Raw genomic sequence first — 12,459 nt, 5'->3', positions numbered from 1 at the left:
TTCGCGTCACGCGTCACGCGTCACCCTTCTTCCGCGCCCGTGGGTGCGCCTTGTCATACACCTCGGCCAGGTGCTGGAAATCCAGGTGCGTGTAGATCTGCGTTGTGGAGATGTCGGCGTGGCCGAGCATTTCCTGCACGGCGCGCAGGTCGCCGGAGGATTCGAGGACGTGGCTGGCGAAGCTGTGGCGGAGCAGGTGGGGGTGAACGTGCCGGGGCAGGCCCTGGTGCCGCGCCCAGTAGCGGATGCGGTCCTGGATGTTGCGCACGGAAATCGGCTTGCCGTGCTGGCTGACGAAGACGTGCGGCTCCTCGAAGGGCGCGATCGCCGCGCGGGCCTTGCGCCAGTGGGTGAGTGCATCGGCGGCCTTGGTGCCCAGCGGCACCATGCGCTGGCGGTTGCCCTTGCCGGTGACGGTTACCAGCCCCGAGGACAGGTCGAGCCGGTCCCAGGTCAGTCCGGCCAGTTCGGACAGGCGCAGGCCGGAGGAGTAGAACAGTTCCATGATGGCCTTGTCGCGAATCGCGATGGGGGTATCGGCCTTGAACGCGAGCAGGGCGTCAATGGCCTCGGGGTCCAGCGTTTCCGGCAGTTTGCGCGGGGACTTTGGCGCGCGCACCCCGGTGGCGGGGTTCAGGCTTGCGCGGCCCTCGCGCATCAGGTAACGGTAGAACGTTCGCACGGAGGACAGCAGTCGCTGGATCGAGCGGCCGCCCAGGCCCTGCCGATGGCGGCGCGCGACCAGTGCGCGGACATGGTGCTCGGTGACGGCGCCGGCGACCTCGACCTGCTGCTCGGCCATGACCGTGACGAATGAATCGAGGTCGCGCTGGTAGGCCGTCACTGTGCGGGGTGACAGGCCGCGCTCGTTGGCCAGGTGATCGATGAACCGGCGGACGTCGTCAGCCAGGTTCACGGTTCAGGCGCTGCGCCGTTGTTGCTCCGGCGCGGTGAGTTCCAGTTTGCGGACGATGACCCGGGCCAGCAGGTCCAGGAACAGCGTGCCCATGCCGGGGTAGAAGCGTGCCGGGTCGCTGCTGCCGATGGCCATCATGCCGGCATCGCCCAGCGGCACCAGTGCCGAGGACTGCACCCACTGCGCACGGCTGCGGAACAGGAACTCCAGCTTGCCCTTGTTCAGGCGCCCGCAGACGGTCTTGCCCTTTTCCAGGTGGCCGGCGAACGGCTTCAGTTCCGGGTCGTCGCGGTCGTAGTTGAACAGCGGTGTGCTGTCGGACGCCTTGATCTCGCGCTCGAACAGCGAGATGTTCAGGATGTCGGCGTCGAATTCTTCCAGCAGCACCTCGGCCAGCCGGTCGAAGAAGGCGCCGGTGTCTTCGACCAGGATCAGCTCCAGCGTCAGGCCGTGCAGCCGGTCCATCAGCGCCTCGTTATCGGTGGCGACGCGGATCAGCTGGTTCAGCTGGCGTGACAGCTTGCGGTTCTGGTCGCGTAGCAGGTTGACCTGCTTTTCGATCAGGGAGACGGCCTCGCCACTCTCGTGGGGCAACTGCATTTCCGCCAGCAGGTCCGGGTGGTCGACCAGGAAACCGGGGTTGTCCTGCAGGAAATTCTTGACGTCGTTGTCGTCCAGGCGGGTGTCGGTCATTCAATCATTCCTTGGAAAACATGGGCGGCCGGGCCGGTCATCCAGATCGAGCCGGTGTCCGCATTCCGGCCTATTATAAGCCGCCCCCCGTTCTGCACCACTTCGACCTCGTCGTCCAGAAGGCCGGCGCGCTGTAGCACGGCCACGGCCGCGCAGGCGCCGGAGCCGCAGGCGGCGGTTTCGGCGGCGCCGCGCTCGTGGACGCGCAGGCGGATGCCCGTGCGGCTGGTGATCTCGGCGAAGCCGACGTTGCAGCCGCGGGGAAATGCCGGGTGATGGCCGATCGCCGGTCCCAGCCGGGCGACCGGCGCGGTGGCGGCGTGCTCGACGCGGATCACCACGTGTGGATTGCCCATCGACACCGCGCCGAACCGGCAGGTCGCGCCGTCGATGTCCAGCGAGTATTCATCGCCGTTGGGGACAAGGTTGGTGGGCACGGCGTCCGGGCCGAAGGCCGGCCGGCCCATGTCGACGCGGGTCATGCCGGGTTCGATCCAGGCCATGTGAATGGTCTCGACTGGGCCTTCCACGCTGAACGGGTCGTCGCCGGCTTCACCCTGGCGGTGCAGGTAGTCGGCGATGCAGCGCATGCCGTTGCCGCACTGCTCGGCGCGGCTGCCATCGGCGTTCCAGATCTCGACGCGTGCCAGTGCGGTGGCCGTTGTCGGCGGGTACAGCACCAGCAACTGGTCGAAGCCGACGCCACGGTGACGATCCGCCATGGCGCGGACCCCGTTGCTGTCCAGGGCATAGTCCTGCGCGCGCAGGTCCAGCAGCACGAAGTCGTTGCCGTTGCCGTGCATCTTGTGAAAGGTCGCGCTCAAAGGTCGTCATCCTCGTCGCTGTCGCCCTGGTCGTCCGGGCCGGTGACTTCGTCGCCTTCCGGCTCCAGCGGGGCACCTTCCACGCGGGGCTGGTCATCGGGCAGGTACAGCGCGCCCTTGTTGCCGCAGGCACCCAGCAGCATGGCCAGGCCCAGGCAGGCGGCGAGAAGGATGAATGAGCGGGTTTTCATGGGGCGATGAGCCATGTGCAGATGCTGCGGACTGGTAGACTATACGCCATGAAAGAAGCGACTTCAGCCACCGGGGACGCGGCCCCGGAACAGGGCGTCACGCTGCCGGAAACCGTCGAGGTGGTCACCGGCGTCAACCCCACGCACGCGGTCATCTGGCTGCATGGCCTGGGCGCGGACGGACATGATTTCGAGCCGGTCGTGCCGCAGCTGGGGCTGGGCGGCGGGCCGCCCACGCGGTTCGTGTTTCCGCACGCGCCGGTACGCCCGGTCACGCTCAATGGCGGCATGCCGATGCGGGCCTGGTACGACATCGTCAGCATTTCCGCCAGCCGTGACCTCGACATGGCCGGCATCGAGCAGTCCCGGCGGCTGGTGGACGCCCTGGTCAACCGCGAGATGGCGCGCGGCATCGCATCTGGAAACATCGTCCTGGCCGGGTTCTCGCAGGGTGGCGCGATGGCGCTGCACGCGGGCCTGCGGTTCCCGCACACGCTGGCCGGCATCATGTCCCTGTCCGCCTACCTGCTGGCCCCGGACCGGTTGGCCGATGAACGCGCCCCGGCCAACGCCGACACCCCCGTGTTTATCGCCCACGGCCAGGCCGACCCGGTCGTGCCGTTTGTTGCCGGTGACACGGCGGCCCGCCAGCTGCGCGAGATGGGCTACCCGGTGGAGTGGCGCCAGTACCCCATTCCTCACTCGGTGTCGATGGACGAGCTGGTCGACATCGGTCACTGGCTGAGGGCGCGCCTGGTTTGAATGTCGAGGCGCCAACGGTGCCCCGGCCGGTTCTGCCGCCGAGTTTCTGTAGCTGGCGCGCGCTGGCCGCTGTCGCGGCGGTTTCCCTGCTGGCCACGGCGCTGGTCCTGCTGGGCCGCCTGGATGTGCTGGCGCCTGGTCGCGTGGTGCCGGTGCTGGTCTACGGTGTCGCGCTCGGCGTGATTTGCGCGCTCGCGGTCTGCGTCTGCCGGGCCTTGCTTTCGCGCTTGTCCGTGCGCGCCGCCTGGCTGGGCGGGTGGCTGATCGTGGTGCTGACCACGCTGGGCATCAGCTATGGCGTCGGCGTTGTCGGCAGTGTTCACGGCGTCGGGCCGGGCCCCAATGGGCTTGGCCTGTTCATGCTCCAGAGCGTGCTGGCGACCGGTGTGGTCACGGTCGCGCTCTTTCGCTACCTGTTTATCCGCGCGCAGTGGCGTGCCGAGATGCTGGCCCAGGCGGACGCCCGGGTACAGGCACTGCAGGCGCGGATTCGCCCGCATTTCCTGTTCAACAGCCTGAACACCATCGCCAGCCTGATTCACGATGACCCGGCCAGCGCCGAGCGCGCCACCGAGGACCTGGCTGACCTGTTCCACGGCAGCATGCGGCGCGCGGACAAGTCCATACCGCTCAGTGACGAGCTGGAACTGGCGCGCAAGTACCTGGCCATGGAAAAGCGCCGCCTGGGCGAACGGCTGGCGGTGAAATGGTCAATGGACGGCCTGCCGGACAACGCGATGGTGCTGCCGATGGTGCTGCAACCCCTGCTGGAAAACGCCGTGGGCCACGGCATTGGCCCGCGCGCCGATGGTGGCGAAATCCAGGTATTCGGCCGGGTCGAGGGCCAGAACCTGGTCATCACCATCAGCAACCCGCTGGCGCCGCCACGTGACCATGCCGGCGCGGGCATGGCGCTGCGCAATATCCGCTCACGCCTGGACCTGGCGCATGGCCCGCGCGCCAGCCTGCTGACCAACCGCGACGGCAACCGCTTCTATGCCGTCCTGACGGTGCCCCATGTTAAAGATCCTGGTCGTTGACGACGAACAACCCGCGCGCTCGCGGCTGAAGCGGATGCTGGCCGACCTGCCGGGCTGGACCGTGGTTGGCGAGTCGGCGTCCGGCGATGCCGCGCTCGAGGATATTCGCCGGCTGGAGCCGGACGCGGTGCTGCTGGACATCTCCATGCCCGGGCTGGACGGCATGAGCCTGGCGCGGGCCTTGGACCAGCTGGAGCGGCCGCCGGTGGTGGTGTTCTGCACGGCCTGGCCGGGCCAGGCGCTGGATGCCTTCGACAGCGGCGCCGTCGACTACCTGGTCAAGCCGGTGCGCGCGGAGCGCCTGGCCCGGGCGCTGGACAAGGCGGCGCGCTTCGTTCAGCGCGACGCCGCCAACGAGGCCGTGCTGACGGCCACGTCCGGGCACCGCACCGAGATGATCGAGTTTGGCGCCGTGGCCTGCTTCATCTCCGAAGACAAGTACACGACGGTCCATCACGATGACGGCGAAGCACTGATCAGCGAGTCACTGGTCGAACTGGAAAAGCTGTTCGGTGACCGCCTGTTGCGCGTGCACCGCGCGGCGCTGGTGGTCCGCGAGCGCATCTGCGGCCTGAAGCGCGAAGAGGGGGGTGCCGTGCGCATCCTGCTGGACGGCTGTGACGAGGCACCCCTGGTGAGCCGGCGCTGCCTGCCGACGGTACGCCGGGTCATCAAGGAAAGGAAAGCAATACCATGAATCACACTGATGTCATCCGCATCGCCACGCGCAAGAGCGCCCTGGCCATGTGGCAGGCCAATCACGTCCGCGACCGGCTGCTCGCGACCCATCCCGGCCTCGAGGTCGAACTCGTGCCCATGGTGACCCGCGGTGACCGGGTGCTTGACCGGCCGCTTTCGGAGATCGGCGGCAAGGGCCTGTTCCTGAAGGAGCTTGAGCAGGCACTGCTGGAAGGCGGCGCGGACCTGGCCGTGCACTCGATGAAGGACATGCCGGCCGAGGACACCCCAGGGCTGGTGCTGGACGTGGCCCTGCCGCGCGCCAACCCGTTTGACGCCTGGGTCTGCCCGTCCGGCGCCACGCCACAGAGCCTGCCGGCCGGCGCACGTGTCGGCACGTCCAGCCTGCGCCGGCAATGCCTGCTGGCGGCACTGCGGCCCGACCTGGACATCGCGCCGTTGCGCGGCAACGTCGATACCCGGCTGGCCAGGCTCGACGCCGGGGAGTACGACGCCATCATCCTGGCCTGCGCCGGGCTGGAGCGACTGGGGCTGGGCGAACGCATCAGCATGCCACTGCATCCACCCGAATGGCTGCCGGCGGTGACGCAGGGCATTATCGGCCTGCAGTGCCGGGCCGGCGATGATCGCGTGCTGCAAGCCATTGCGCCGCTGCATGATGACGAGGCGGGTGTACAGAGCCGCGCCGAGCGCGCGCTTGCGGAGCTGCTGGAAGGCTCCTGCCAGGTACCCCTGGCGGGCTACTGCCGGGTCGCCGGTGAGGGCCTGTCCATGGACGCCCTGGTGGGTACGCCGGACGGCCGTACCGTGCTGCGGGCCAGTGGTGAAGGCAGCGTGGCAGAGCCGGAGCAGCTGGGCCGGGCGGTGGCCCGGGACATGCTCGGGCAGGGCGCCGCGGACATCATCGCCGGAATGAAAGCGCAGGCCTGAAGGCCCATGAGTCGCTACGTATCTGTCCTGGTCACCCGGCCGCAACCGCAGGCTGACGAACTCGCCGCGCGCCTGGCCCGGTCCGGCATCCCCGCCTTGCTGGCGCCGGCGTTCCGCTTCGAGGCCATGCCCAAGCCGCCGGTGTGGCCGGACCCCGATGACGATGGCAGCCGTTCACTGTGGCTGTTCACGTCGCCCAGGGCGGTGGCCTTCGGCCTGCCGTTGCTGGGACAGCGGATACCGGCCCAGGCCCGGCTGGGCGCCATCGGCCCCGCCACCGCCGCCAGCCTTGAAGAAGCCGGCCGCCCGGCATGGATCGTGGCCGGTGGCCAGCACACCAGCGAAGACCTGCTCGCCGACCCGCGCCTTCGTGAGCGTCAAGGCACCGCTTTCATCGTCACCGCCCCGGGTGGCCGCGGCTGGCTGGGGCCGGGCCTGGAACGGTTGGGCTGGGCGGTGAGAACACTGGACGTCTATTGCCGTGTACCCCTTGCGCCGCCGCCGGGTGTGCTGGGCGCGCTGGCCGAAAGCGGGCCGGTCATCAGCGCATGGACCAGCGGCAACGCCATGGAAGCGCTGCTCGGCCAGCTTGGCGAGGCCTCGCGCCGGGCCGTGACTGGCGGCCTGTTCGTGGTGGCATCAGCACGGCTGCAGGCCATGGCGATCGGGCTGGGCGCCCGCCAGGTGACCATCGCCAACAGCGCATCGAACGCGCATCTGCGCGCGGCGATTATCGAGGCCTGGCAGGCCGGGGCGGATGGCCGCGGGCATGAAAGCCGCGGCTGATTTGGGATAGCATCACGGGATAAACCGGGAAACGGGCAGGACCATCTTGAATACTGAAATCGAAGAGCAGGAGTTCGACCCTTTCGCCAGGGAGCTGGAAAAGGCCCGTCGCGGAAGCGCCGGGACGGTGGCCTGGCTGGCGCTGTTGCTGGCCCTGGGCGTGGCCGGTTTCGTCGGTTGGCAGTGGTGGCAGGACAGCCGTGCGCCCGACCCCGCGGCCACCTTGCATACCGCGGTCGCCGATGTTCGCCAGCAACTGGCGGCGCTTGAACGTCACGATGGTGTGCAGGATGGCCGAATCGACGCCGTCGAGCGGCGCGGTGACGGCGAGGGCGTCCGCGCGTTGCAGAACCGCGTGGCCGAGCTGGGCAGTGGCGTCAACGACCTGTCGGCCCGTGTGTCGGTGGCCGAGCAGGCGCAGGCCGACACCCAGCAGCGCCTGCGCGGCATCGAGTCCGGTTTCTCCGCGGTACTGGCGCGCGAGCAGTCGCCCACCCGCGTGCTCGAGCTGGACGAAATCGATCACCTGCTGCGCGTCGCCAGTGAACGCGCGCGGCTGTACGCCGACCCCGACACCGCCGATGGCGCACTGGCGCTGGCCGACGCGCAACTGCAGGCCATCGACGACCCGCTTTACCTGCCGGTGCGCCAGGCCATCGCGACCACGCGGCAGCATCTGCAGGCGCTCGAGCGTGTCGACACGGTCGCCGTAACCGAACAGCTGGGGGCGCTGCAGGGCCGCGTGATCGCCCTGCCGTTTCCGGGTGACGAGCCGGCCGCAACAGAGGCGGTCAGTGGCGAAGAATCTCCTGGGCTGTGGGCGCGCTTCAAGGCCAGCCTGGCCGGCCTGGTGACGGTCAGGCGTACCACCGGCGACAAGCCGCTGGGGCTGGAAGACCGGGATTTCCTGCGCCAGGCGCTGTGGCTGCAGCTGGAAACGGCCCGGCTGGCGCTGATGCGCCGCGACCAGGGGATGTACGACGGCGCGCTGGACCGCGCCGGGTCATCGCTGAACGAACATTTCGATACATCCGCGGCGACCGTCCGCGAGTTCAATGCGGCACTGGCCACGCTGGGCGATGTGAATGTCGCCCCGGCCATCCCGGATGTCTCCGCGCCGTGGACGCGCTTGCAGCGCCTGCGCACGGCGGCCCCCGCACCGGCACCCGTCACGCCGCCTGGACCGGCGGATGAACCCGATGTCGCCGAAGACACCGAAACTTCGGACAGTTCGGTGAACGAAGGGGAACCGCCGCAGTGAAACACACCGCGACCTGGCTGACGCTGCTCGCCCTGCTGCTGCTGACCGCAGGGCTGGCGCCGGTGTTCAAGTCCGACCCGGGCATGGTGCAGGTGCATTTCCGTGACTGGACGCTGGAGACCAGCGTGCTGGTGCTGGTGGGCGCGGTCCTGCTGGCCTGGCTGCTGCTGCAGTTCGCGCTGTGGCTGTGGCGCTTGCCGGCGCGCACCGCGGCGCGGGTCGCCGAGCGACGGGGCCTGGCCCAGCTGGAAAAAGGCCTGCTGGCACTGACCGAGGGCGACTGGCGCACGGCCGAGCGCGCGCTGCAGAAATCCACCGTGGCGCCTGGCCGGGCTACCGCCCGTTACCTGGCCGCGGCCCAGGCCGCCGACGGCCAGGACGCGGACGAGCGTCGAGACCATTACCTGGAGCAGGCCGACAGCGGCGGCCGCCGCCGGCGTTTCCTGGTAGAGCTGACGCGGGCACGAATGCTGGTCGCCAACGGCCGGTTCGACGAGGCCCTGCCAGTGCTCAAGTCGCTGAACGAGCGCCGCCGCCAGAACCCGCAGGTGCTGGGCATGCTGGCGCGCTGCGAGGCCGAACTGGGTCACTGGGAAGCCGTGCAGGTGCTGCTGCCCACGCTGCGTCGTGCCCAGGCCCTGCCCGAAGACGAGCTCGATCACCTGCAGGCCGAGGTCGCCCGCTTCCGCCTGCTCACGGCCGAGGATGCCCAGGCGCTGCAAACCGCCTGGCAGGGCCTGCCGAAGGACATGCAGTCGCAGGCGACAGTGCTCGAGCGCTATGCCGAGCGCGCGGGCCAGCTGGGTCATGCCGAGCTGGCCGAACCGCTGCTGCGCAAGTGGCTGAAGAAGTCATGGAGCCCCGCGCTGGTACTCCGCTATGGCGACCCGGGTGCCGGTGACGCCGCAAAGCGCCTGGCGCAATGCGAAAAATGGCTGAAAACCTGGCCGGACGACGCGGCCCTGCACATGGCCCTGGGGCGCCTGTGCGCCGGACAGGAATTATGGGGCAAGGCGCGCCATCACCTGGTTCGCAGCCTGGAGATCGAGCCGACCGCCGCCGGCTATGATGCGCTCGGCCAGCTGCTCGAGCGCCTTGGCGAACTCGAGCCGTCGCTGGTCTGCTATCGCAATGCCCTGCGCGTCACCCAGGGCCGCCAGCCCGAAGCCCTGCCCGCGAGCGCGGCCAGGATTGGCCCGCCAGGCAGGGAGTGAGTGGTGAGGCGGGAGGAGTGAGGAGTAAAGAGTGACACGCGTCTTCGCCGCCGCGAATTTCTCCTACCTCCTGCCTCCTGCCTCCTGCCTCCTGCCTCCTACCTCTTAACGCCTACCGCCTGCCCACTAGTGCGGCCGCGCAAGAATCCGTACGGGCACATCCGCGCCAAATTCAAACGAGTCGTAGAACAACCGGTCGGTATGGACACCGTGGGCGGCGAAGGCCTGCTTGGCGGCGTCGATCATGGCGGGCGGGCCGCTCATGTAGACATCGTGGCCGGAAAGATCCGGGTAGGTGTCGACCACGGCTTCGTGCACAAAACCGGCAAAGCCACGCGGTGCGGCATCGTCACCGGGCTCCGAGATTGCCGATGAATACTGGATATGCGGGTGCGCCTGCGTCCATTCCCTGACCAGGCCTTCCTGGTACAGCTCGGCCGGTGTGCGCGCGCCCCAGAACAGGTGGATCGGGCGCTGGTCGCCATGTGCCAGCAGGTCTTCGATCATCGACTTCAGTGGCGCGAAGCCGGTGCCACCGCCCATCATCACCAACGGCCGCTCGGCACCATCGTTACGGACAAAAAACGTTCCCAGCGGGCCTTCCAGACGCAGGATGTCGCGCAGCGCCAGTTCATTGAAGACCCAGCCGGTGAAGTCGCCGCCCTCGACGTGGCGGACATGCAATTCGATCTCGTCCTCGCTGGATGGCGGGCTGGCAATTGAAAACGCGCGCCGCTTGCCGCCGGCGAGAAGGATCTCGATGTACTGCCCGGCCAGGAACTGCAGTCGCTGCGCGGCCGGCAGTTTCAGCACCAGCTTCATGACGTTGTCGGCCAGCAGGGTCTTTTCCATGACACGGGCAGGCAGGCGCCGGACCTCGATATCGCGGATTGCCTCGATCTCGCGGGCTTCCACGACCAGGTCTTCCAGTGGTTCCGCCTGGCAGAGCAGGGTCTTGCTGTCGGCCAGTTCGTGGCGCTCCAGCGCCATGGGCGGGTGGAACGGGTAGTGCACTTCACCCGTGACCAGGGTGCCCTTGCAACTGCCGCAGGTGCCGTTCTTGCAGCTGTACGGCAACATCACGCCCTGGCGCAGGGCGGCATCCAGCACGGACTCGCCCGTGCGCACGGTAAAGGTCGTGCCGCTACCGGCCAACCGAACTTCGAATTCACTCATGCGCGTATTCTAACCGCGCGGCGTCGGTATTGCGCTCCGATGCGCGGGCCAAAGCTGGTACGCTTCACGGTTGGATATTGTCGGGCCGGTTTTCTCTATGTGGACGGACGCGCTGACGCCGGTACGCTGGGTGTACCGAAGCGTGCTGCTGATATTGCTGTGCCTGGTCGGGCTTTTGCCGACCGTCGTGTTGCAGGGCCGATTCGGCCAGGCCCGGCTGTGGCGTGGCCGGTCGCTGGCCGAACATTCGCTGATGGCGTTCTCGGGCGGCGTTTGCCGCGTCTTCGGCCTGCGGCCCAGGGTGCATGGTAAGCCACTGCCAGGGCCAGTGCTGATTACGGCCAACCATATCGCCTGGCTGGATATCGAGTTGCTGCACAGCGCCGGCGCCATGAGTTTTGTCGGCAAGGCGGAGATCGCCCGCTGGCCACTGCTCGGTTTCCTGGCGGCGCGTGGCGGAACGATTTTTCACCGCCGTGGCAGCCACGATTCGGCGGCCGGTGTGGCCGGCGTGATGACGGCGAAACTGGCCGAGGGCAGTCGCGTGGCGGTGTTCCCGGAGGGCGGCATCCTGCCGGGCGAAGACATCAAGCGCTTCCACGCCCGCCTGTTCAAGGTGCCGGTGGAGGCGGGCTGCCCCATCCAGCCGGTGATGATCCGCTATGTCCGCGATGGCCGGCGCGACCCGGGCACCACGTTTCTTCCTGGCGAAAACCTGGTGGTCAACTCGATCCGGCTGATGGGCCGGCCAGCCTGCGACGCGGAACTCTGGTTCCTGCCGCCGTACACGGTCGAAGACCGTTCGCGCAGGGAACTGGCCGCCGTTGCGGAGCAGGCGATCACGGCAGCCTATGAACAACCGATTGGTACAGATGGAGTTTGACGTTGGATGATTTTCGACCCGTTCCCGGGCTGCGTAACCCCCATTCACAGTCGCTGCTGAACAGCAGCGGCATCCGCCGGCGCGTGGTTGCGCGGCGCGCGCGGGACATGGTCGCCGCCGAGAAGGCGCTGATGCTGGACGGTGGCGACGGCGTTCGGCTGGTGGGACACCTGTCCAGGCCGTCCTCGAACCCGCTGGGAACGGTGGTCTTTTTTCACGGCTGGGAGGGCAGTTCGCGCTCCAACTACGTGATGTCGGCCGGCGCGCGCCTGTTCGAAGCCGGTTTCCAGGTGTTACGTTTCAACTTCCGCGACCACGGTGACACGCACGAACTCAACCCCGGCATCTTCCACTCCTGCAGACTGAGCGAGGTGATCCACGCCCTGGCCGATTTTCAGGACCGCGAGGCCGTCACCGAATGGTCACTGGCGGGTTACTCGCTTGGAGGCAATTTCGCCCTGCGGGTCGCGCGTCGCGGGCCGGCCCAGGGGCTGCGCCTGGACCGCGTGTTCAGCGTCTGCCCGGTCATCGATCCCCACAGCGCGCTCAGCGCGATGGAGTCGGGGCCCAAGTTTTACAATGACTACTACATTCGCAAGTGGGCGCGATCGGTACGCATCAAGCAGCGGCTGTTCCCGGACCTGTATGACTACGAGGAATGGTTCGAGCTGGAAGGCCTGCGCGCACGCACCGAGTGGTTCGCCACCCGCTACTACGATTTCGGCAGCCTGGACGACTATCTCGAAGGCTACTCGGTGGCCGGCGACCGCCTGGTCGGCCTGGATGTGCCGACCGTCCTGCTGACCTCCGAGGATGACCCGGTGATTCCCGCCGCGGACGCGCGCGCGCTGCCGGACATCGACGCGCTGGATGTCCAGGTCACCCGTTACGGCGGTCATTGCGGTTACCTGAAGAACTGGCGGCTGGAGAGCTGGGCGGAAGACCGCCTGTTCGACTACTTCACCGGGGACAGGACTGAACGGCGCGATGAAAGTGGAGCGGGTGATGGGAATCGAACCCACGTCATCAGCTTGGGAAGCTGAGGTTCTACCATTGAACTACACCCGCGCCTGGCAGGAATTCT

At 68.0% G+C, this 12,459-nt stretch carries 14 protein-coding genes and 1 tRNA gene; 9 read left to right on the top strand and 6 right to left on the bottom strand.

Annotated features, from left to right (window positions below):
- Window positions 1-13: 13 nt before the first annotated feature.
- From xerC to lptM, 4 genes are read right to left on the bottom strand one after another with little or no spacing between them, the layout of a single operon-like run.
- Window positions 14-916, bottom strand: a complete 903-nt coding sequence (gene xerC, locus F3N42_RS10840) for a tyrosine recombinase XerC (protein ID WP_224784861.1) — start codon at window positions 914-916, stop codon at window positions 14-16.
- A gap of 3 nt (window positions 917-919) precedes the next feature.
- Window positions 920-1,609 carry a DUF484 family protein gene (locus tag F3N42_RS10835; protein ID WP_150864489.1) on the bottom strand — a complete coding sequence of 230 codons (690 nt, stop codon included), beginning with the start codon at window positions 1,607-1,609 and terminating at the stop codon, window positions 920-922.
- Window positions 1,606-2,433, bottom strand: a complete 828-nt coding sequence (gene dapF / locus F3N42_RS10830; RefSeq protein ID WP_150864488.1) for a diaminopimelate epimerase — start codon at window positions 2,431-2,433, stop codon at window positions 1,606-1,608. The genes F3N42_RS10835 and dapF overlap by 4 nt, the downstream gene beginning before the upstream one ends.
- The gene (gene lptM, locus F3N42_RS10825) at window positions 2,430-2,624 is read right to left on the bottom strand and encodes an LPS translocon maturation chaperone LptM (protein ID WP_150864487.1); all 195 of its coding nucleotides are present in this window, start codon (window positions 2,622-2,624) and stop codon (window positions 2,430-2,432) included. Before lptM ends, dapF begins: the two co-directional genes overlap by 4 nt.
- 48 nt (window positions 2,625-2,672) lie before the next feature.
- Between lptM and F3N42_RS10820 the strand changes: the two genes are divergently transcribed.
- The 7 genes from F3N42_RS10820 to F3N42_RS10790 are packed head-to-tail and all read left to right on the top strand — an operon-like array spanning window position 2,673 to window position 9,316.
- Window positions 2,673-3,386, top strand: a complete 714-nt coding sequence (locus tag F3N42_RS10820; RefSeq protein WP_150864486.1) for an alpha/beta hydrolase — start codon at window positions 2,673-2,675, stop codon at window positions 3,384-3,386.
- A 17-nt stretch (window positions 3,387-3,403) separates the two neighbouring features.
- Window positions 3,404-4,426 (top strand): sensor histidine kinase, encoded by a 1,023-nt coding sequence (locus F3N42_RS10815; protein WP_150864485.1) that lies wholly within the window; start codon window positions 3,404-3,406, stop codon window positions 4,424-4,426.
- Entirely contained in the window at window positions 4,404-5,123 is a 720-nt protein-coding gene (locus tag F3N42_RS10810; RefSeq protein ID WP_150864484.1) for a LytR/AlgR family response regulator transcription factor, read from the top strand. Before F3N42_RS10815 ends, F3N42_RS10810 begins: the two co-directional genes overlap by 23 nt.
- Window positions 5,120-6,055 (top strand): hydroxymethylbilane synthase, encoded by a 936-nt coding sequence (gene hemC, locus F3N42_RS10805; RefSeq protein ID WP_150864483.1) that lies wholly within the window; start codon window positions 5,120-5,122, stop codon window positions 6,053-6,055. Before F3N42_RS10810 ends, hemC begins: the two co-directional genes overlap by 4 nt.
- Window positions 6,056-6,061: 6 nt before the next feature.
- Entirely contained in the window at window positions 6,062-6,841 is a 780-nt protein-coding gene (locus tag F3N42_RS10800; protein WP_150864482.1) for a uroporphyrinogen-III synthase, read from the top strand.
- Window positions 6,842-6,887: 46 nt separating this feature from the next.
- Window positions 6,888-8,102 (top strand): uroporphyrinogen-III C-methyltransferase, encoded by a 1,215-nt coding sequence (locus F3N42_RS10795; RefSeq protein WP_191621363.1) that lies wholly within the window; start codon window positions 6,888-6,890, stop codon window positions 8,100-8,102.
- Window positions 8,099-9,316: a heme biosynthesis protein HemY gene (locus F3N42_RS10790; RefSeq protein WP_150864480.1), complete on the top strand. Its 1,218-nt coding sequence runs from the start codon at window positions 8,099-8,101 to the stop codon at window positions 9,314-9,316. The genes F3N42_RS10795 and F3N42_RS10790 overlap by 4 nt, the downstream gene beginning before the upstream one ends.
- Window positions 9,317-9,442: 126 nt before the next feature.
- Here F3N42_RS10790 and F3N42_RS10785 read toward each other — a convergent pair whose 3' ends face one another.
- Window positions 9,443-10,492, bottom strand: a complete 1,050-nt coding sequence (locus F3N42_RS10785; protein ID WP_150864479.1) for a CDP-6-deoxy-delta-3,4-glucoseen reductase — start codon at window positions 10,490-10,492, stop codon at window positions 9,443-9,445.
- Window positions 10,493-10,634: 142 nt separating this feature from the next.
- Here F3N42_RS10785 and F3N42_RS10780 point away from each other — a divergent pair, with 142 nt between their 5' ends.
- Window positions 10,635-11,375, top strand: coding sequence for a lysophospholipid acyltransferase family protein (locus F3N42_RS10780; protein ID WP_191621362.1), 741 nt, complete (start codon window positions 10,635-10,637; stop codon window positions 11,373-11,375).
- A gap of 107 nt (window positions 11,376-11,482) precedes the next feature.
- Window positions 11,483-12,418 carry a YheT family hydrolase gene (locus F3N42_RS15915; RefSeq protein ID WP_150864696.1) on the top strand — a complete coding sequence of 312 codons (936 nt, stop codon included), beginning with the start codon at window positions 11,483-11,485 and terminating at the stop codon, window positions 12,416-12,418.
- Here the strand turns inward: F3N42_RS15915 and F3N42_RS10770 are convergent.
- Window positions 12,370-12,443 (bottom strand) — tRNA-Gly (locus tag F3N42_RS10770). The two genes, F3N42_RS15915 and F3N42_RS10770, sit on opposite strands and share 49 nt — an antisense overlap.
- Between the last annotated feature and the right edge of the window lie 16 nt (window positions 12,444-12,459).

Origin of the sequence: Marinihelvus fidelis (assembly GCF_008725655.1) — a bacterium.
Lineage (GTDB): Bacteria > Pseudomonadota > Gammaproteobacteria > Xanthomonadales > SZUA-36 > Marinihelvus > Marinihelvus fidelis.
This window is presented reverse-complemented; position numbering and strand designations above follow the sequence as displayed.